At 62.1% G+C, this 19303-nt stretch carries 17 protein-coding genes; 7 read left to right on the top strand and 10 right to left on the bottom strand.

All coding sequences use genetic code 11. The annotated features are described in order from the left end of the window. Window positions 1-201: 201 nt before the first annotated feature. Genes ACQY1K_RS03620 through ACQY1K_RS03605 form a run of 4 tightly spaced genes read left to right on the top strand, consistent with a single transcriptional unit; the run spans window position 202 to window position 3696 of the window. Window positions 202-822 carry a DUF6656 family protein gene (locus ACQY1K_RS03620; RefSeq protein ID WP_430258329.1) on the top strand — a complete coding sequence of 207 codons (621 nt, stop codon included), beginning with the start codon at window positions 202-204 and terminating at the stop codon, window positions 820-822. 33 nt (window positions 823-855) lie between these two features. Then, window positions 856-1833, top strand: coding sequence for an L-threonylcarbamoyladenylate synthase (locus ACQY1K_RS03615; protein WP_430258328.1), 978 nt, complete (start codon window positions 856-858; stop codon window positions 1831-1833). 28 nt (window positions 1834-1861) lie between these two features. Beyond that, complete coding sequence (locus tag ACQY1K_RS03610; protein ID WP_430258327.1) at window positions 1862-3307, top strand: FAD-binding oxidoreductase; 1446 nt, start codon at window positions 1862-1864, stop codon at window positions 3305-3307. Then, window positions 3304-3696 (top strand): winged helix-turn-helix domain-containing protein, encoded by a 393-nt coding sequence (locus tag ACQY1K_RS03605; protein ID WP_430258326.1) that lies wholly within the window; start codon window positions 3304-3306, stop codon window positions 3694-3696. Before ACQY1K_RS03610 ends, ACQY1K_RS03605 begins: the two co-directional genes overlap by 4 nt. A 4-nt stretch (window positions 3697-3700) precedes the next feature. On the opposite strand, the gene ACQY1K_RS03600 is transcribed toward ACQY1K_RS03605, so the two are convergent. The 4 genes from ACQY1K_RS03600 to ACQY1K_RS03585 form a co-directional block, all read right to left on the bottom strand. Further along, window positions 3701-5536, bottom strand: coding sequence for a methyl-accepting chemotaxis protein (locus tag ACQY1K_RS03600; protein WP_430258325.1), 1836 nt, complete (start codon window positions 5534-5536; stop codon window positions 3701-3703). A 229-nt stretch (window positions 5537-5765) separates the two neighbouring features. Beyond that, complete coding sequence (locus tag ACQY1K_RS03595; RefSeq protein ID WP_062579388.1) at window positions 5766-6275, bottom strand: plant virulence effector HPE1-like domain-containing protein; 510 nt, start codon at window positions 6273-6275, stop codon at window positions 5766-5768. 105 nt (window positions 6276-6380) lie between these two features. Further along, on the bottom strand, window positions 6381-7652 hold the full coding sequence (purD, locus tag ACQY1K_RS03590) for a phosphoribosylamine--glycine ligase (RefSeq protein WP_430258324.1): 1272 nt from the start codon (window positions 7650-7652) through the stop codon (window positions 6381-6383). An 81-nt stretch (window positions 7653-7733) separates the two neighbouring features. Further along, on the bottom strand, window positions 7734-7949 hold the full coding sequence (locus ACQY1K_RS03585; protein ID WP_092661426.1) for a hypothetical protein: 216 nt from the start codon (window positions 7947-7949) through the stop codon (window positions 7734-7736). Between the two features lie 223 nt (window positions 7950-8172). On the opposite strand from ACQY1K_RS03585, the gene ACQY1K_RS03580 reads away from it, so the two are divergent. From ACQY1K_RS03580 to ubiA, 3 genes are all read left to right on the top strand, one after another. After that, window positions 8173-10473: a Tex family protein gene (locus ACQY1K_RS03580; RefSeq protein WP_430258323.1), complete on the top strand. Its 2301-nt coding sequence runs from the start codon at window positions 8173-8175 to the stop codon at window positions 10471-10473. A 153-nt stretch (window positions 10474-10626) separates the two neighbouring features. Continuing rightward, complete coding sequence (locus ACQY1K_RS03575; RefSeq protein WP_113109579.1) at window positions 10627-11883, top strand: SAM-dependent methyltransferase; 1257 nt, start codon at window positions 10627-10629, stop codon at window positions 11881-11883. A gap of 129 nt (window positions 11884-12012) precedes the next feature. Then, entirely contained in the window at window positions 12013-12972 is a 960-nt protein-coding gene (gene ubiA / locus ACQY1K_RS03570) for a 4-hydroxybenzoate octaprenyltransferase (protein ID WP_430258322.1), read from the top strand. A gap of 70 nt (window positions 12973-13042) precedes the next feature. Here the strand turns inward: ubiA and ACQY1K_RS03565 are convergent, their stop codons facing one another. The 6 genes from ACQY1K_RS03565 to ACQY1K_RS03540 all read right to left on the bottom strand — a co-directional run bounded on the left by ACQY1K_RS03565 (window position 13043) and on the right by ACQY1K_RS03540 (window position 19293). After that, window positions 13043-13609: a DUF6101 family protein gene (locus ACQY1K_RS03565; protein ID WP_430258321.1), complete on the bottom strand. Its 567-nt coding sequence runs from the start codon at window positions 13607-13609 to the stop codon at window positions 13043-13045. Window positions 13610-13837: 228 nt separating this feature from the next. Next, window positions 13838-14323 (bottom strand): DUF523 domain-containing protein, encoded by a 486-nt coding sequence (locus ACQY1K_RS03560; protein WP_430258320.1) that lies wholly within the window; start codon window positions 14321-14323, stop codon window positions 13838-13840. A 161-nt stretch (window positions 14324-14484) separates the two neighbouring features. Then, window positions 14485-16641: a glycine--tRNA ligase subunit beta gene (gene glyS / locus ACQY1K_RS03555; RefSeq protein WP_430258319.1), complete on the bottom strand. Its 2157-nt coding sequence runs from the start codon at window positions 16639-16641 to the stop codon at window positions 14485-14487. Between the two features lie 96 nt (window positions 16642-16737). Beyond that, complete coding sequence (locus ACQY1K_RS03550) at window positions 16738-17034, bottom strand: HigA family addiction module antitoxin (protein WP_062579372.1); 297 nt, start codon at window positions 17032-17034, stop codon at window positions 16738-16740. 30 nt (window positions 17035-17064) lie between these two features. Continuing rightward, the gene (locus ACQY1K_RS03545) at window positions 17065-17328 is read right to left on the bottom strand and encodes a type II toxin-antitoxin system RelE/ParE family toxin (RefSeq protein ID WP_192076508.1); all 264 of its coding nucleotides are present in this window, start codon (window positions 17326-17328) and stop codon (window positions 17065-17067) included. Window positions 17329-17379: 51 nt separating this feature from the next. Next, window positions 17380-19293, bottom strand: a complete 1914-nt coding sequence (locus tag ACQY1K_RS03540; protein WP_430258318.1) for a DUF2207 domain-containing protein — start codon at window positions 19291-19293, stop codon at window positions 17380-17382. Window positions 19294-19303 lie beyond the last annotated feature (10 nt).

The following is a 19303-nucleotide window of genomic DNA, read 5'->3' as shown; positions in this document are numbered from 1 at the left end:
TGCCGATTTAAGCACTCGCGCTGCCTGTCGCACAGGCGACATTGCGACATCGGAAAACGCATTGACGACGATGGCTCACATGACGGCTCGGGTTTTCCGCTGACAAGTGGGGGACAGGGTGCTTCTCGCGGTGCGTTGAGACGTAAACCGGCTGTTAAACCGCTCCGGCTAAACTTCTTCTTGCGCGAAGGGGCCAGCCGCATGCAGACGACCGGAAAGCTACGCTATTACGACGCGAACCGGCCAATTCCGCCGGTGCCGGTTTCGGCGCCAACGAGCGCGATCGGGCATTCGGAGTTCCTGCGCACAGGCCGCATTTCCAGGGCGCAGCCGCTGTGGCTTCCCAAGGAACGCCGTTATCTCACCTATGACGAAGTGGCGGAGCGGACCGGGTTCAAGCTGGAGTCCGCCGGCGAACGCACGCATCAGCGGATCAACGGCTTCCATCACTCGATCCAGTTTCCGAAGATGGTGTTCCACCGCACGCTGGAGCAGACCCCGCATCTCGGCTATTGCCATGTTACCGCCGCAAGCACCCTGTTTTCGCCGAAGGCGAAGGTGAAATGGTCTTTCTACATCGCCAATTTCCTGGCCGAGATCGGCGATGAGGACGAGTTCTTCAAGAGGGTGAACACCCAGTATTCCCGCATGTATTTCGCGGTGGCGACCGAAAGCGATCCGGATCAGTCGATGAAGATCGACCGCAGCATCCGCAAGAACGGTCTTCTGTTCCGGACCACCGACCCGAAGGAAGCGCTGAAGAACGTGCTGATGCTGGGCGCGCCCGACCATGCGGTGCGGGCCATCATCAAATCGCTTTAACGCGGTCTCAGTCCGCGCTATGCACAGCGGGACATGACGGCAGAGATCATCGACATCAGGACGGACAGGAACGGCGCGCTTGACCAGGCGTGCGCCGTGCTGTCGCAAGGCTTTCCGGTCGCCATTCCGACGGAGACGGTGTACGGGCTTGCCGCCGACGCCACCAACCCTTCGGCCATCACCCGCATCTATGAAACCAAGGGGCGGCCCCGCTTCAACCCGCTGATCTGCCATATGGCCGATATCGCGATGGCGGAGCGCTATGCGTCGTTCGATCCGATCTCGCGTCGGCTGGCGGAGGCTTTCTGGCCGGGACCGCTGACGCTGATCCTGCCGCTTATTGCTGGTAGTGGCATCCACCCGCTCGCAACGGCCGGTTTGGATACGGTCGGCATCCGACTGCCGATGGGTTTCGCCGCCGATCTCATCCGCGCCTTCGGCAGGCCGCTGGCAGCGCCGAGCGCCAACACATCCGGCAGGATCAGCCCGACCAGTGCCGGTCATGTCGCCGGTGATCTCGGAAGCAAGCTGAAACTGATCCTCGATGGCGGCGCGTCATCGGTCGGCGTCGAATCGACCATCATCCGCGTCGAGGGCGAAACGGTCCGGCTTCTGCGTCCGGGTGGCGTGGCGGCCGAGGAGATCGAGGCGCTGATTGGTCGCGCTGTCATTCGTCCGGAAGGACCGGCAGCGATCATCGAAGCGCCCGGCATGCTCGCCTCGCATTATGCGCCATCGGCAGCCGTGCGGTTGAATGCGACCCATGTGGCGCCGGGCGAGGCGTTGATCCGGCTGGGATCGGATCCGATCGAGGGCATCGAGCAGGCGAAGGCAGTGTTCGACCTCAGCCCCTCCGGCGATCTTGCCGAGGCAGCCGCCAATCTGTTCGATTATCTGAAGAAAGCCGATGCGGTTGGGGCGACGCGCATTGCAGTCACCGCCATTCCCGATACCGGGCTTGGCGAAGCCATCAACGACCGGCTGGTCCGAGCGGCAGCCCCGCGCGAATAAAAAAGACACAAGCCCAGGAGAAGACGCCATGGACATGCCCCTCCCTTCCCCGGATCTACTTGCCCGGTTTACGGCGATCGTCGGCGCTGCGCACGCGGTCAGCGATCCAGTGGAGCTTGCGCCGCATCTCGTCGAAAACCGCGGGCTCTACAGGGGCGCATCCCCTCTCCTTCTCAAGCCAGGCTCGACGCAGGAAGTGTCGGCGATCCTGAAGCTTGCCAGCGAGACCGGGACGGCCGTCGTGCCGCAGACCGGAAACACGGGTCTTGTCGGTGGCCAGACGCCACGCAGCGGCGGATCCGACATCATCATCTCGCTGGAACGGATGAACCGCATCCGCGAGATCGACCAGATGGCAAATGTGATCGTTGTCGATGGCGGCGTCATTCTTGCCGAAGTGCAGAAGGCGGCGGAGGAGGTCAACCGGCTGTTTCCGCTGTCGCTCGGGTCGGAAGGCTCATGCCGGATCGGCGGCAACCTTTCCACCAATGCCGGCGGCACGGCCGTGCTTGCCTATGGCAACATGCGCCAGCTCTGCCTCGGGCTCGAAGTGGTGCTTCCGACCGGCGAGATCTGGGACGGCCTGCGCAAGCTGAAGAAGGACAATACCGGCTACGACCTTCGCGACCTGTTCATCGGCGCCGAAGGCACGCTCGGGATCATCACCGGCGCGGTGCTGAAACTCTATCCGCGACCGGTCGGACACCAGGTGGCGCTTGCCGGCCTCGCCTCGCCCGCCGATGCGCTCTTGCTGTTTCAAAAGGCATCGAACCTTTGCGGCACGGCGCTGACCGGGTTCGAGCTGATGCCGCGGATCGGCATCGAGTTCACGACGCGGCATATCGACGGCGTGCGCGACCCGCTGTCTCAGCCCTATCCATGGTATGCGCTGATCGATATCTCGACATCGGACGCTGCCGAAACCGCCGACACGATGGTGCAGGCGCTGCTGGAACAGGGGTTCGAGGCCGGACTGGTCATCGACGCGGTGATCGCCTCGTCGGTCGCGCAGCAAAAGGCGCTGTGGCACATGCGCGAAAGCATGTCGGATGCGCAGAAGCCCGAGGGCGGATCGATCAAGCACGATGTTTCGGTGCCGATCTCGAAGATCCCGCATTTCATGGAGGAAGCCGAGCAGGCGGTTCTCGCCGCCGTTCCCGGCGCCCGCATCTGCGCCTTCGGCCATCTCGGCGACGGCAACATCCATTACAACATCTCCCAGCCTCTCAGCAACGACATGGGAGGCAACAAGGCCGCCTTCATCGATCGCTGGCGGGAGGTGAATGCGATCGTCCACGGGATCGTGCTGGATGCCGGCGGCTCGATTTCCGCCGAACACGGGATCGGCCAGCTGAAGCGCGACGAGCTTGCGCATATCCGCCCGCCGATCGAGATGGAGCTGATGCGGCGCATCAAGCACGCCTTCGATCCGGCCGGTATCATGAACCCCGGCAAGGTCGTGGCATTGCCATGAGCAAGCCGGCACCGGACCGGCCGACCATGACGATCCGCGTCGATCTGGAAAACGGCGTCCGGCTGGGGCCCGGCAAGGCGCAGCTTCTCGAACTGATCGCCGAGCATGGTTCGATCCGGGCCGGCGGAGCGGCGATCGGCATGTCCTACCGGCGTGCCTGGCTGCTGGCAGACGAGATCAACCGGATGTTTCTGGAGCCCTCGATCTCGACCCGGCATGGCGGCAAGTCTGGCGGCGGTGCGGGGCTGACCGAATTCGGCCAGCAGCTTCTTGGCCGCTACAGGGATATGGAAGCAAAAAGTCGGGCTGCAGTGCAACCCGACCTCGATTGGCTTGATTGTGTGACGGACCCGCAATTCCGGGCCGCCGGTAGCGACAAGGCCGACTGAGCGATCAGCCCGCCCGGCGCATCCGTTCACCCATGCCCTGCAGAGAGCCCGGCTGACGCCCGGTGCCGCTGACGCGGAAGCTGCGAATGAGGTTGAGCAGTTCTTCCGTATCGGCAGACAAAGCCTCGGCGGAGGCCGTGGTCTCTTCGGCCATCGCGGCATTGTGCTGGGTGGCCTGGTCGAGCATGTTGAGCGACGAGGAGATCGAGCGCAGCGTCGTATCCTGTTCGGCTGCCGAATGGGCGATGCGGCCGACGATGTCGCTTGCCGACTTCACCTGATCGGAAATCCGCTTCAGGGCCTGGCCGGCCTCGCCGACGAGGCGGACGCCGTTTGCGACCTGGCCGGACGAGCGGGAGATCTGTTCCTTGATCTCCTTGGCGGCGGCGGCCGAACGCTGGGCCAGTTCGCGCACTTCCTGGGCGACGACGGCAAAACCCTTGCCGCTTTCGCCGGCGCGGGCCGCTTCGACACCGGCATTGAGGGCCAGAAGGTTGGTCTGGAAGGCGATCTCGTCGATGACGCCGATGATCTTGGTGATTTCCGCCGAGGACTGTTCGATGCCGCTCATGGCGCCGATTGCTTCCTCGACGACGGCGTCGCTGCGATTGGCTTCGGTGCTGACAGCCGTGACGCGCCGGGCGGCGTCGCGTGCACCGTCGGCGGTCTGGCGAACAGCGACGGTCAGTTCGTCAAGTGCGGCGGATGTTTCCTCGAGGTTGGCCGCCTGGCGTTCGGTCCGCTGCGACAGTTCGTTGGAAGCACGGCGGATTTCTTCTTTCGAGCCGCCGATATCGATGCCCTTGTCGTTGACCTTGGACATCGCCGCTTCGAGATGGCCGAGCGCCTCGTCGAAGTTGTCGCGCAGGCCGGCGTAACGGGTGCCCAGATCGCCGCATCGAACCGTCAGATCACCCTTGGCGAGCTGTTCGAGCGCCGAGCCGATCGTCGAGACGACGCGGGCTTGAAGCGCTGCTTCGTCGCGCTGCATGTCGAGATTGTGCTGGCGTTCGCCGTCGAGCTCCTCCTGCTGGCGCTGCTGGCTTTCCTGCATGGCATGGCGCTCGCGCACCTTTTGCTGCAGCGCCTGCGTTGCACGGGCCATCAGGCCGACTTCGTTTTTCATGTCCGTGTGCGGGATCTGCATCGTCACGTCTTCGTCGGCGACGGCGTTCAGCGCCTGACGGATCGCACCGAGCGGACCGGAGATGTTGCGGATCACGACGAAGGCCAGCAGCGAGCCAAGGACCAGGATGACGAAGCCGAAGGACAGCGCCTTGAAGACTTCGCTGCGGATCTGCGCCTGGAGATCGTCGACGTAGACGCCGGTGACGAGAACCAGCTGCCAGGGCTCGAAGGCGAGCGCGTAGGAGCTCTTCAGGAAGGTATCGCCTTCCTGACCAGGCTTGGGACCGAGAAAATCGACGGTGCCGCCACCGGCGCGGCCGATCTTGACCAGTTCGTCACGGTACATGAAGCCCTGGCTGTCCGGCTTGCCCTTGAAACTCTGGCCGAGCCGCTTGGGATCCGGATGGACACGCATGTTCACATCGTAGTCATAGGCAAAGAGGTAGCCGTCCGGGGTGAAGGTCATGGCCGACACGGCTTCGAACGCCCGCTTCTGCGCCTCTTCGCGACCCATCGCACCGGAGGCCTCGAGAGCCTGGAAACGCTTGAAGATACCGATGCCAGATTCCACCTGCGTGCGCAGCATGCCGTAACGTTCGGCGTAGATCGCCTGGGTGGACGTGCGCAGCTGCATGTATGTGGCAGCGGCAAAGCCGGCGATCAGCAAAAGCACGAGCAGCAGCAGCTGGTGGGAGATTTTGAGGTTCTTCATGGTCCGCTCACCTGTGACCGGCAGCGACCGCGCAGGCCGCACCTTGGGAAAAATGATGTTTGTGGGAGGCGGCACATTCTGCACCATGTCGTCTGCAATGATTGCAGTGCAACGACCATATGAGCGATGCATAAATAATTATTTAATCACACAATAACGCAGAAAAACGTATGGCCGCACAGTAACTGCGCGGCCTTTTATTGACTGGCTGCAATGACTTGCTGACTGTTTATTCAGCCCGTTTCAGCCTGAGGCTGAAGTCTTCGAAAGTGATCGGTTTCGCCGAGGCTTCCGCAACTTGAGGGGCTGGCGCAACAGCGCTCGTGGTGGCCTCCAGATCGATGCCATCGCGCGGCGGTGGCGCATTCTCGATCATCTCTTCGAACGAGGTGGAGGTCGGCGCCGGCACGTTCGCAATGGTTTTTCCGGCATCCATCCAGGCCGGTACTTTTCCGACGAAGACGACAGGCGATCCGCCGAACCATGCTTCGGTGCGGACAAGACGCTTTTCGCCGTTGATTTCGATGATCTCGGTCTTCTGTGTGCCGGGCTCGAGGACCGGAACCTTGTAGTTGGACAGATCGGGCTTTGCGGCCGGAGGCTCGCAGTCGCTGCAATGCCACGATACGATGCTCGAGGATTTCTGACTGCCATTGGTTGCGGTGACGGACGACGCCTGGGCGCCGCCGGCCAGCAGTGCTGCGGCTACCGTTGCTGCCGTGATCAGAACGCGATGCATCGCCGGACTCCCGAGTTTGGTCCGACAACCTATAGCAATGCTTCGTTTCCAACCCGTCAGGAGAATTGGTAAATTTTGAACGAAACCGCGGCTGCTGAACCGTCTCTAACGGGTTTCGCGCTCGATGGCGCGCCAGCCGATGTCGCGACGGCAGAAGCCGTTTTCCCAGTCCACCGCGTCGACCAGCCGGTAGGCGTTTGCCTGGGCTTCCGCAACCGTTCTGCCTGTCGCGGTGACGTTGAGTACGCGGCCGCCGGTTGCGACCAGCGCGCCATCCTTCATCGCCGTGCCGGCATGGAAGATCTTCTCGCCCTCGCCTGCTGATGGCAGCGAGGCGATCGGCGTTCCCTTGTCATAGGCGGCCGGATAACCTTTCGAGGCCATGACGACGGTGAGCGCCACATCGTCGCTCCATTCCGCCTTTACCTCGTCGAGCGTGCCGGTGGCGGCGGCGTAAAGGATCTCCAGGAGATCGCTCTTCAGCCGCATCATCAGAACCTGGGTTTCCGGATCGCCGAAGCGGACATTGTATTCGATCAGTTCCGGCCCCTTGGCCGTGATCATCAGGCCTGCGAAGAACACGCCGGTGAACGGATAGCCGCTTTCCGCCATGCCGCGAATGGTCGGCTCGATGATCTCCTTCATCGTCCGCTCGACCATATCTTGCGTCATCACCGGGGCCGGCGAATAGGCACCCATGCCGCCGGTGTTGGGGCCGGTATCGCCATCGCCGACTCGCTTGTGATCCTGCGCGGTGGCAAGCGCCAGTGCCGTCTTGCCGTCGGATAGGCAGAAGAAGCTTGCTTCCTCGCCATCGAGATAGGCTTCGACCACGACCTCGGCACCGGCGGCCCCGAAGGCGCCATCGAAACAGTCGTCGATCGCCGCCAGCGCTTCTTCCACGGTCATGGCGACGGTGACGCCCTTGCCGGCCGCCAGACCATCGGCCTTGACGACGATCGGCGCACCCTGCGCCTCGACATAGGCCTTGGCGGCGGCGCCGTCCGTAAAGCGCTGATAGGCGCCGGTCGGGATATTGTAGCGGGCGCAGATATCCTTGGTGAAGCCCTTGGACCCTTCGAGCTGGGCGGCGGCGGCGGACGGGCCGAAGACGGCGATGCCCGCCTGCCGGATGCGATCGGCAATGCCGGCGACCAGCGGCGCTTCCGGGCCGACGACCACGAAATCGATCGCCTCGCTGCGGCAAAATGCAAGGACCGCCTCGTGGTCGTCGACATCGAGCGCGACCAGTTCGGCATTTTCGGCCATGCCGGGATTGCCGGGAGCGGCAAAGAGTTTCGTCAGTTTCGGTGATTGGGCAAGCTTCCATGCCAGCGCATGTTCGCGACCGCCCGTGCCGATAAGAAGAACCTTCATCTGCCGCCCTCGATTTATCATCTGTGCTGGCGGTTAAGGCGAGGGACGGAAAAGGTCAAGTCTCGCCGGCAAAAGCGGCATTCAAGACGGCCGGTCCGGTTGCTGACGATAACTGTCGCTGCGCAATCTCAACGTTGCTTTGAATATCACTTTGTTACGAAAGGCCAGAAATGGGACAGGCTCGTTGCGCCGCGCCGCGTCCTGCAGTTTTTCGTCGAGATAGATGATCGCCGCCTCCAGTTCTTCGGAGCCAACGGCATCGTCGGACGCCAGTATATGGGCTATTTTGCTAGGCATTCATACCTCCTTACACGCCAAATCATGTGGCAGGAGCAACTATAGGATTCTGGCACAATGCGAGAAGGTGTCATCTCTTTTTCCACCGGTTCGCGGTTACCGACCGGTAAATGACGCCCCATTCCGAGACGACTGCCTGGGTAAGCTGTGAACCGTTCCGATGGTCGGTTGTCTTGCCGCAAAGTTTGACTATGGTCTCGCCTCCTATCCAACGAGGACTTGCATGGCCGTCGAAAACCGCCTTCTCGCCGCCGTGATCGCCGCGGAGATCAACGCCCGCCCGGACCAGGCCATTGCCGCAATCGGGCTCCTGGACGAGGGCGCAACCGTGCCCTTCATCGCGCGCTACCGAAAGGAAGTGACCGGCGGACTGGATGACACCCAGTTGCGCAACCTTGCCGAACGGCTGATCTATCTTCGCGAACTGGAAGCACGCCGCGCATCGATCGTCGATTCGATCAAAGGCCAGGACAAGCTGACCGACGAGCTTGCGGCCAAGATCGGCAAGGCGGTGACAAAGGCCGAACTCGAAGACCTCTATCTTCCCTTCAAGCCCAAACGCCGCACCCGCGCCGAAATCGCCCGCGAGCGCGGTCTTGGTCCGCTGGCCGATGCAATCTGGGCCGACCGCACGCTCGATCCGGCCAAGCTGGCCGAGACATTCGTCAAGGGTGAAGTGACCGACGTGAAGGTTGCGCTGGATGGCGCGCGCGATATCGTCGCCGAAGCATTCTCGGAAAATGCCGACCTGTTGAAGCGACTGCGCCAGCACATGCGCGACGGCGCCGTGCTCAAAGCCCGCGTGGTCGCCGGCAAGCAGGAGGCCGGCGCCAAGTTCTCCGACTATTTCGAGCATACGGAGCGCTGGGCCACCACGCCGGGACACCGTGCGCTTGCCATGCTGCGCGGCTGGAACGAGGAATTCCTGACGCTGACGATCGAGGTGGATGCAGACGACACCTCCCCGATCAAGCCGGCGCAGCGGATTATCGCGCTTGCTTTCCATATCAGCGACAAGGGTGCCGCCGACCGCTGGCTGATGGATGTCGCCGGCTGGACCTGGCGAGTGAAGCTCTCTGTCTCCCTCTCGCTCGACCTGATGCGGGAGATGCGTGAACGCGCCGAGCAAGAGGCGATCCATGTGTTTGCCCGCAATCTGAAGGATCTGCTGCTGGCCGCTCCCGCCGGTTCGCGCGCGACGATGGGCCTCGATCCGGGCATCCGCACCGGCGTCAAGGTGGCGATCGTCGATGCCACCGGCAAGCTTCTCGAAACCACCACCGTCTACCCCTTCCCGCCCCGCAACGATGTGCGCGGCACCCAGGCGGAACTCGCAAGCCTGATCGCCAAACACAAGATAGAGCTCATCTCGATCGGCAACGGCACCGGCAGCCGCGAGACGGAAAAGCTGGTGGCCGACATGCTGGCAAACCTGCCGGGCACCAAACCGACCAAGGTGATCGTGTCTGAGGCAGGCGCTTCGATCTATTCGGCATCCCAGGCGGCAGCAGACGAGTTCCCCGGCCTCGACGTGTCGCTGCGCGGTGCCGTGTCGATTGCCCGCAGGCTGCAGGATCCGCTGGCCGAACTCGTCAAGATCGAGCCGAAATCGATCGGCGTTGGCCAGTACCAGCACGATGTCGATCAGAACAAGCTGTCGCGTTCGCTCGAAGCCGTTGTGGAAGATGCCGTGAATGCCGTCGGCGTCGATCTCAACATGGCATCGGCACCGCTTCTGTCGCGCGTGTCGGGCCTCAGCAAATCGATTGCCGAGGCGATCGTTGCGCATCGTGACCAGAACGGCGCCTTTACCACGCGCCGGGAGCTCCTGAAGGTCGCAAGGCTTGGCAACCGCACGTTCGAACAGGCGGCCGGGTTCCTGCGCATCGTCAACGGCAAAGAGCCGCTCGATGCGTCTTCCGTGCATCCGGAAGCCTATGGTGTCGCGAAGAAGATCGTTGCCGCCTGCGGCCGCGACCTGCGTTCCCTGATGGGTGACAGCGCAGCACTCAAATCCGTCGATCCGCGCCAGTTCATCGACGACACGTTCGGTCTGCCGACGATCAAGGACATTATCGCGGAACTGGAAAAGCCCGGCCGCGATCCGCGTCCGAGCTTCAAGACCGCGACCTTTGCGGACGGGATCGACGAGATCACCGATCTCAAGCCCGGCATGCAGCTGGAAGGCACTGTGACCAACGTGGCGGCGTTCGGCGCCTTCGTCGATATCGGCGTGCATCAGGACGGGCTGGTTCATGTCTCGCAGCTGGCGGACAAGTTCGTGAAAGACCCGCACGAGGTAGTGAAGGCCGGCGACGTGGTGAAGGTGCGCGTCGTCGAGGTGGATGTGAAGCGCAAACGCATCGCGCTCAGCATGCGCAAGGACGGCGGCGAAGCCCCGCCTCCGGGCCCCCGCGGCGGTGATCGCGACAAGCCCGTCAATCCGAAGTTTGCAAAGACCGACAGCAAGCCATCTCAGGGCGCGTTCGGTGCAGCGCTTGCCGAAGCTATGAAGCGCCGCTGAGCCTGCGACGCCCTGGATAACCTCGAAAGCACTCCGTTGAGCATTGGCTCGACGGAGTGCTTTCAGTTGCGTTTTTTTGCTCTTGCAGTTGAATTGAAAGACGGTAGATTTTGATGATCAGCAAGGCATCCATCGTGTTCAGGAAGTGGGTCCATGACCTTGTCCCTTCACAGACTGCTTTCCAAGATCATCAGAAATGGCACTCTCATCGTCCGCGGATCGGGCGGGGAAACCTATTACGGCAGCGGCGGCGGACGGACCGTTGCAATCCGCTTTACCGATGAAGCGGCCGAAAAGGCGCTGGTTTCCGATCCGCAACTGCAGCTCGGCGAACTCTACATGGACGGCCGGATCATCGTCGAACAGGGCGACATTTACGAGTTCCTGGCGCTCATCAAGGACAACACGCTGAAGGAAGGACTGACCTTCCAGATCCTCATGCGCAGCCTTGGCAGAATAATCGCATCGCAGTTTCGCAATCGTGTCCCGATCAACCACAACCGCCGCAACGTCGCCCACCATTACGATCTCGACGAACGGTTGTTCGCGCTGTTTCTGGATGAGGACTGGCAATATTCCTGCGCCTATTTCAACCCGCCCGATATTTCGCTGGATGAGGCCCAGATCGCCAAGAAGCGTCATATCGTGGCAAAGCTTCTGGCAGAACCCGGGCACAAAGCCCTGGAGATTGGCTCCGGATGGGGCGGCATGGCGATGTATCTGGCGGAATCGTCCGGCGTCGACGTAACCGGCATCACGCTTTCCACCGAACAGCTGAAGATTTCCAAAGAGCGTGCGGCACGACGCGGGCTTGCTGGCAGCGTGCGCTTCGAGCTGCAGGACTATTATCACCTTCCCGCCGACCAACGCTACAACCGGATCGTTTCGGTGGGCATGTTCGAGCATGTGGGACGGCTGAACTACCGAAAGTTCTTCAACAAAGTCACCGACGTGCTGTCCGACGACGGCGTGATGGTGCTGCACTCGATCGGCCAGCCCTACCCGGCGGTCTATAACAATCCCTGGATGGACAAATACATCTTTCCGGGTGGCTACATTCCCTCACTTTCGGAAGTTCTGCCGGCGATCGAGAAAGCGGGACTTCTGGTTTCCGACATCGAGATCCTGCCGATGCACTACGCTTATACGCTGCGGCACTGGCGCGAGCGCTTCATGGCGAACCGGGACAAGGCAATCGCGCTCTATGACGAACGCTTCGCGAGAATGTGGGAGTTTTATCTGGCCGCGTCGGAAATGGCCTTCACCCATGAGGCCTTTCACATTTTCCAGATCCAGATCGTCAAGAAGCGGACGGCCGTACCGGACAATCGCGACTATATCTATGAGCGGGAGGCCGAGCTCTACGCATTCGAACAGGGCCGCATGCCGCTCGAGCAGATTGCAGGCTAAGGCTGGACGTGCTGAGCGGGGTCGATGGGGAAGATCATAGGCTGGCAAAGACGGCTCGCGGCGGGTCGCACCACCCTGTCCGGATCGTCCCGCTTGACGATTTCCACCACTGGGGGCATGACATCGGCCATGACCGAGAAACCAAATTCCGATGCTTTCGGCGGCCGCGTCTCAGACGCTCCATCCGACAATTTCGTCTATCAGGTGCTGCCGCGCGCCGCCTGGCCCTACGCGCAGCTGGCGCGCTGGGACCGGCCGATCGGCTGGCAGTTGCTGATGTGGCCGTGTTTCTGGTCGGCCGCGCTTGCCGCCAATGCGGCGATGGACGAAGGCATGTTCCAGCCCTGGCAGCTGATCTCGCATCTGGTGCTGTTCTTCATCGGGGCCGTGGCGATGCGCGGCGCCGGCTGCACCTATAACGACCTGATCGATCACGAGATCGATAATGAGGTGGCGCGCACCCGCTCGCGGCCGCTGCCCTCCGGCCGGGTGTCCCGCTTCGAGGCGAAGGTGTTTTTGGCGGTTCAGGCGCTGGTCGGGCTTGTCGTGTTGTTGCAGTTCAATACGTTTTCCATCCTGCTCGGCATCGCGTCGCTTCTGGTTGTCGCGATCTATCCGTTTGCCAAGCGGTTCACCGACTGGCCGCAGTTCTTTCTGGGACTGGCGTTTTCCTGGGGTGCGCTGATGGGCTGGGCCGGCGTGTTCGGCAGCCTTTCCTGGGCGCCGATCTGGCTTTATGCGGCAGCCGTTGCCTGGACGATCGGTTACGACACAATCTATGCCCATCAGGACAAGGAGGACGACGCTCTGGTCGGCGTGCGCTCCACGGCAAGACTGTTCGGGGACAACACCAAGGCCTGGCTGATCGGGCTTTACGGGCTGACGCTGGTGTTTCTGCTGTTTTCCTACATTGCCGGCGATGCGGGTTTCTTCGCCTATGTCGGATTGATCGCCGCGACCGTCATGCTCGCCTGGCAGATCCTGATCATCGATATCGACAATCCCGACCAGTGCCTCAAACTGTTCAAGTTCAATACACAAGTCGGCGCCGTCCTGTTCGGCGGACTGATTTTGGGCCTCATATTGTAAACATGGAAAAGCCCGGCTGTTCGGCCGGGCTTCGCATTTTCGCGGGCGGTGGTTCTTAAGAGAGTGTCTCCTAACGCCGCGCGATGATTTCCTTGCCTTCGATCTTCATGATAACACCGAGGCTGCCGGTTGCGCGGCGCACCAGGAAACGCGGGCGGCGCTCTGCGAAATAGGAATGGCGGCGGCGCGGCTTGGTGGCGGCGGTGCGAATGTCGCCGAGGTGGTTTTCCAGCGGGCGGGCAATGCCATCGGCTTCGACCATCAGCATCGGAATGCGGAATGCATCCGACCAGGTGCGCCAGTCTGCGGCGATATCGCAGAGATCGTGGGCAACGAGAAGCGGGATGCAGAGATCCGGATCATCGTGATGCAGTTCAAGCGTGACAGTGACGTCGCCATCGCCATGATCGATGGCGCGGGCGGCCACACCCCTGAAGGCGCGGGCCGGGAGAGCGAAGGAAAGCGGCAGACCGCTTTCCGGCAGGATCTTGCGCAGAACAGCTCCGCGCTCGTCGATGGTGATTGTTACATCTCCTGACGTCTCGTTCATCGCATAGGTGACCTGCTGCGGAAAACGTGACGGATCGATCCTCAATGTCGACCCTGCCCAGACGGGCTTCAGAACGGTATTCGTCATCGGTTGTGCTACCCTTGTTTTACCTGAGAGCCGTTTCCGGTGTTTCCGGCTTCGTTTCTCTGCGGGACTTTTGTCCTCTGATAGGGTCACAATAGGCGGGCGTTGTTCGAGACTGCTTAAAAATCGCGGTTAAGGAAAACCTGCCGTTTTGAATGGTTAGCGAAACCGCATATGCTTTAAGTTTCCGAAGGATGAACGGGATGTACTGCGATCCCCGATCGGGACGGATCAGACCCGTGCCGCGAGACGGTCGATCTCGATATGGGAAAACACCTCTATTCCCGCAGAGATAAGCAGCGCTGCGGTGACGCCGGTGCCGGCGTGCTTTCGACCGGAAAACGACCCGTCGTAGATCATGCCCGAGCCACAGGACGGGCTGCCGTCGATCAGCAATGCGTAGGTACAACCGTTCTGGATGGCGAACTCAAGCGTGCGGCGGGCACCGGCCACAAACTCCGCCGTCACGTCGCCGCCGGTGATTTCGAGCACGCGGGCGCAACCGGCGAGCACGTCCTCGCCCGTCATGCCATTCTCGATCTCGGCTGGCGGACGCGGCACGCTCATGCCGCCCGCGAGCTCCGGACAGATCGTCACCAGACGCCCCTCCTCCCGCCACCGCTCGATCGCCGGATGAACGAGCGGCTTGCCCGTGCCATCATAACGGACGGCATGGCCGAGAAGGCAGGCGCTGATGAGGATCTTTTGTCGTGTCATGCGGATGGATCGAGATGCCGGAGGGCGTCGGCCTTTTCGTGCAGCATGGGGACGAAGTCTGCGAAGGGTTCGCCAAGGGTGATCTGCACGGGCTTGTTCATGGGCGTTGTCCTATCGGCTCCACGCTATGAAGATAGCACGGAGCCGATGGAGAACAAAGGTTAGGACACGATGCGGGAGAAGTCCGCAACCGTGGCTGTCGCCTCCCGGATCGCCTTCAGGAGAGCGAGACGGTTGGCGCGGATTGCGGCATCCTCGTCATTGACGAGGATGTCGCCGAAGAACGTATCGACCGGAGCGCGCAGCTTCGACAGGGCTTCCATGGCCGAGCGGAAATCTTCCTTGGCAACTGCGTCCGAGGCTTCCTTCGAGGCTTGCGAAATCGCTGCCCAGAGCGCCTTTTCGGCATCGAGCGTCAGGAGAGCTTCCGAAACGCCATTGGCAACGACGGTACCCTTCTTCTCCTCTGCGGCCAGCAGCTGGGTGGCGCGCTTGGTGCCGGCAAGCAGGTTCTTACCGTCCTCGGAGGTGATGAAGGCGGTCAGCGCTTCCGCACGACGGGCCACGAGCAGCAGATCGTCAGCGTCCGGCGTCAGCACCGCATCGATGATGTCATGACGGGCGCCGAGATCGCGCAGATAGACTTTGAGGCGGTCGTGGAAGAAGGAGAGGAGATCTGAATCCTTGGTGACCGCAAGCAACGGCAACCGCACCTTCCGCTCCAGCAAAATCCGCACGACACCCAGCGCTGCACGGCGCAGCGCATAGGGGTCCTTGGAGCCGGTCGGCTTTTCGTCGATGGCCCAGAAGCCGACGAGCGTATCCAGCTTGTCGGCGAGCGCCAGCGTCAGGCCGACCTTGTCTTCCGGCAGGCGGTCGGAGGGGCCGTTCGGCTTCCAGTGGTCCTCGATGGCGGCGGCGACCGATGCATCCTCGCCCTGCAGCACGGCGTAGCGGCGGCCCATCAGGCCCTGCAGTTCCGGGAATTCGCCGACGGCTTCGGTGCGCAGGTCCGCCTTGGCGAGCACGGCGGCACGATCGACCAGAACCGGATCGGCGCCGGTGATCGGTGCCAGTTCCTTTGCCAGTGCGCGGATGCGGGTGACGCGTTCTCCCTGGCTGCCGAGCTTGGCGTGGAAGGTGACGTTAAGCGCATCGAGCTTTGCCATGCGCTGGTCGAGCGGCTTCTTGAGATCGAGGCCGAATTTTTGGGCCGACGCTTCCAGCGTCGCGAGATCAGGCAGGTCGCCCTGGTCGCGGGTCCAGAAATGGCGGGCGTCGGAGAGGCGCGCGCGCACGACCTTGCCGTTGCCGTGAACGATTTCCTTGCCGCCATCCTTGGCCTCGAGATTCGAGATGAGGATGAAGTGGTTGGACAGGCTGCCATCGTCAGCACCCTGACGACGGGTGACGAAGCATTTCTGGTTTGTCTTGATGGTGAGACGGATGATCTCGGCCGGGATTTCCAGATAGTCTTGCTCGAACGTGCCGAGCAGGACATGCGGCCATTCCACGAGGCCGGAGACTTCCTCCAGCAGGCCTTCGTCCTCGACAAGGTCGAGACCGTTGGCGAAGGCGATGTCGCGGGCATCGTGCAGGATCATGTCCTTGCGGCGGTCCGCATCGAGCATGACCTTTGCCTTTTCGAGGTTCGACACATAGTCGTCGAAGCGGCGCACGGTGATGGCGTCAGGCGCATGGAAGCGGTGGCCATAGGTGATGTTGCCGGCGGTGATGCCGTCGATCTGGAACGGAATGACCTTGGTTTCTTCATGCTCGGTGCCGAACATGCAGACGATCGACTGCAGCGGGCGAACCCAGCGCAGGCTTTCAGGCCCCTTGCCCTCGATGCCGGCGAAGCTCAAACCCTTCGGCATGGAGGCAGCACCCCAGCGCATGGATTTCGGCCAGGGGAAGGAGCGGATGATGCCGGGCATGACCGCTTCGATGATCTCTTCCGCCGCACGGCCGGGCTTTGAGACGACGGCCACGTAGAAATCGCCCTTTTTCGGGTCGCTGGCGACCTGGGCTTGCGAGATATCGGCAAGGCCTGCCTTGCGCAGGAAGCCGGCGATCGCCTGTTCCGGCGCCTTGGTGGATGGGCCCTTGATCTCCTGGCGCTGATCGGCCGAGCGCGCGTTGAGACCGCGGATATCCAGCGTGAGGCGCCGCGGCGTCCAGTATTCACGAACGCCCTCATAGGTCAGGCCCGCATCCACCAGCGCATCGGTAACGAGTTTCCTCAGATCGCCGGCAGCCTTGCGCTGCATGCGGGCCGGAATTTCCTCGGAGCGGAGTTCTAGGAGCAGATCGGGCATGGTTTCATGTCTTTGCGCTGGAAAATAACGTCGCGGCGGACTTAGCAAGCCCGCCGGCAAAAGTCATCACTTGGGTTGGTGAAAGTCTGTCGATGCTTAGGCAGCACTCATGACGGGGATCGCCGCGATCTCATCCTTCTTTGCCGCAATCTCGATCTTCAGGTCGTAGCTGATCTGCAGGTTCATCCAGAATTCGGGCGTCGTATTGAAGAAGCGCGCGAGCCTGAGGGCCGTATCTGGCGTCACTGCCGTCTGCTCTGCGGCCAGTCGCTCAATCCGTGTGCGGGGAACGTTGAGTTTCTTAGACAGCGCACTGGCGCTCATCCGCAAGGGAACGAGATATTCCTCGCGGAGGATTTCACCCGGATGCACCGGTGGAAGGACACTTGCCATGACTGTTCTCCCTCAATGATAATCGACGATCTAGACCTGTTCGGCGCCGCCATCCGACCACGTAAAGCACACGCGCCACTGATCGTTGATGCGGATCGAATGCTGGCCCGAGCGATCTCCCCTCAAGGCTTCCAGGTGATTACCCGGTGGCGAGCGAAGGTCGATGAGTTCCACGGCGTTCTCGATCATGGTCAGCTTTCGAACAGCGCGCCGCGCGATATCCGACGGAAATCCTTTCGGCAGTTTGCCGTTGGCAACCGCTTCGGTCATCGCATTGCCGAAGGATCGTATCACGTCGCAGACCTTTCTGTATCATGCCATGATACAATCATCGACGGGTCGCGCTTACCAGCCGCCTCCCCCGCCTCCACCGCCGCCGCCGCCCGAGGAGCCGCCGCTGGAGAAGCCTGAGGAAGAGGAGGATTTGGGTTGTGGCAGGGTCGAGGAGATGGTCGAGGCCATGGAGGAGGAGAAGCCGCCGATGCGGTCGCCGAAACTGTCGAAGCCGCCGCCGTGGTACCAGGCGGCGGTGTAGGCGGCACCGAGGCCGGCTGCCGCAAGCCAGGTGTCGAATGCCTGGCTCCACGGCTTCTCGACGCCGAGCGCTACCGCATAGGGCAGAAGCTTTTCGAAATGCTGCGGCGACATTTGAGGGGCGCCGGCCATGTTCATGCGGTCCTTCTCCGCAACGGTCAGATAGAGGCGCAGGCCTTCGATCCCGTCCATCAGCTTGGCGCCGAGCGGTGTTGGTGCGCCCATCAGGAAGAAGAACATGACGTTGGCGAGGACGATGCCGCCGACCGAGACGAGCAGCGGCCAGTGATCGGTGCCGGTGAGTTCGGAAACGAGCGCCACCAGGACGGAGGAGACGATCGAGAGGGCGACGAGGCCGATAAAGCCGAGCACGACCACGGTCATGATGCGGCCAAACAGCGACGAGCCTCGCCGCAGCTTCTTGCCGAAGCCGACCGCGATGAAGCCGAAGAAGACGGCCACGAAGACCGGCACGATCAGCACGGCGATCATGTCCGGTTCCAGATTGCCGAACACAAGCAGGGCTATGAGAAAGACGACGCTGAGGCCGATGCCGCCGAGCACATAGCCCCAGTTGGCGTTGTAATATTTGCCGCGATGTTCGCGTTCGATCGCCTGCCGGAAATTCTTGCCGACGGTCTGCACAGTGGTGCCGTTGTTCTTGTCGATGACGAAGCTTTCACCCTTGCCGCCGACTGCCGAGAGAATGACGGACTGCCCGGCGGGCAGATCGCGACCGCTCCCCTTGTCGGTGCGCCTGATGACGATCTGCTTTGAGAGATCATCGAGCACGACATAGCCCTTGACGGCAAGATCGATGGCGCTCGCCGCAAAGGCGGTCCAGCCGCCACCGGAAAAGCCCTTGTTGTCGATATAGTTGACCAGCGCCGGGGACAGGCCATCGGGCGCATCCCAGCGCGGAACGACGATGCCGCGGGCCGGATCGCGGCCGACGCGTTTCCAGACGGCGAAGTAATAGGCCAGCACGATGACGAGACCGGCGCCGGCGATCAGCGTGCCCATATGATCGCGCAGCCACCAGCTGCGTTCCTGATCCTTTGAGGGTACGGCCACGACGCCCTTCGGAAAGCCGGCAACGATCGTCAGCCCTTCCTGCGGTCCGAGCGGTCGCGTCGTCGAGAAGACAGCACTGTCGCCGTTTGCCTGCATGCGGGCATTGCGGGCGGTCGAGCCGAGCGGGCCGGTAAAGGCCGCCGTCTGCTGCACCTGCCCGCCATCCGGCAGCGTGACCCTGGCCGAGGCCTGGGCGATGCGGAAATCCCAGCCGTTGCCGGTGACGTTCCAGTAGAGTTCGTCGTGATCGGCAAAGTAGCGGATCTGCCGGTCTGTTTTGTAGGTGAGCACGAATGTATGCTCGCCATCACGCAGGAAAACGTCCTGGTCTCCGGAATAGATGCGGATACCGCCGGCGATCGTCTCGGTGCGGTAGGGCTCATCGCGGCCATCGCGGGTGACGGAGACGATATCGAAGCCGACGCGAACCGTGCGTCCCTCGGCATCAACCATGGTCAGCGGAAAATCGCGGAAGATGCCGCGGCGGATGCGGTTGCCTTCCGACCTGGCGACGATCGTCTCGGTCACCGTCAGCTCGCCATCCGGCGCGACTGCGATTTCGGAATGGTAGCTGCGGATATACTCTTCGGCAGCGGCCGGAAGCCATGCCGCGCAGACAAGCACAACAGCGAGAAGAAGGCGGCGAACCATTAGCCGGTTC

This window comes from Neorhizobium sp. IRS_2294 (assembly GCF_050500145.1).
In the GTDB taxonomy this organism is placed as follows: Bacteria; Pseudomonadota; Alphaproteobacteria; order Rhizobiales; family Rhizobiaceae; genus Neorhizobium; species Neorhizobium soli.
This window is presented reverse-complemented; position numbering and strand designations above follow the sequence as displayed.

Bases quoted from the DNA above. Each gene is read 5' to 3' on its own strand.
- ACQY1K_RS03560 (WP_430258320.1), bottom strand. From the start codon at position 14,323: ATGACACGACAAAAGATCCTCATCAGCGCCTGCCTTCTCGGCCATGCC.
- ACQY1K_RS03550 (WP_062579372.1), bottom strand. From the start codon at position 17,034: ATGGCAAGTGTCCTTCCACCGGTGCATCCGGGTGAAATCCTCCGCGAG.
- ACQY1K_RS03610 (WP_430258327.1), top strand. From the start codon at position 1,862: ATGGACATGCCCCTCCCTTCCCCGGATCTACTTGCCCGGTTTACGGCG.
- glyS (WP_430258319.1), bottom strand. From the start codon at position 16,641: ATGCCCGATCTGCTCCTAGAACTCCGCTCCGAGGAAATTCCGGCCCGC.
- ACQY1K_RS03585 (WP_092661426.1), bottom strand. From the start codon at position 7,949: ATGCCTAGCAAAATAGCCCATATACTGGCGTCCGACGATGCCGTTGGC.
- ACQY1K_RS03595 (WP_062579388.1), bottom strand. From the start codon at position 6,275: ATGCATCGCGTTCTGATCACGGCAGCAACGGTAGCCGCAGCACTGCTG.
- ubiA (WP_430258322.1), top strand. From the start codon at position 12,013: ATGACCGAGAAACCAAATTCCGATGCTTTCGGCGGCCGCGTCTCAGAC.
- ACQY1K_RS03600 (WP_430258325.1), bottom strand. From the start codon at position 5,536: ATGAAGAACCTCAAAATCTCCCACCAGCTGCTGCTGCTCGTGCTTTTG.
- ACQY1K_RS03615 (WP_430258328.1), top strand. From the start codon at position 856: ATGACGGCAGAGATCATCGACATCAGGACGGACAGGAACGGCGCGCTT.
- ACQY1K_RS03620 (WP_430258329.1), top strand. From the start codon at position 202: ATGCAGACGACCGGAAAGCTACGCTATTACGACGCGAACCGGCCAATT.
- ACQY1K_RS03565 (WP_430258321.1), bottom strand. From the start codon at position 13,609: ATGACGAATACCGTTCTGAAGCCCGTCTGGGCAGGGTCGACATTGAGG.
- ACQY1K_RS03540 (WP_430258318.1), bottom strand. From the start codon at position 19,293: ATGGTTCGCCGCCTTCTTCTCGCTGTTGTGCTTGTCTGCGCGGCATGG.
- purD (WP_430258324.1), bottom strand. From the start codon at position 7,652: ATGAAGGTTCTTCTTATCGGCACGGGCGGTCGCGAACATGCGCTGGCA.
- ACQY1K_RS03580 (WP_430258323.1), top strand. From the start codon at position 8,173: ATGGCCGTCGAAAACCGCCTTCTCGCCGCCGTGATCGCCGCGGAGATC.
- ACQY1K_RS03575 (WP_113109579.1), top strand. From the start codon at position 10,627: ATGACCTTGTCCCTTCACAGACTGCTTTCCAAGATCATCAGAAATGGC.
- ACQY1K_RS03605 (WP_430258326.1), top strand. From the start codon at position 3,304: ATGAGCAAGCCGGCACCGGACCGGCCGACCATGACGATCCGCGTCGAT.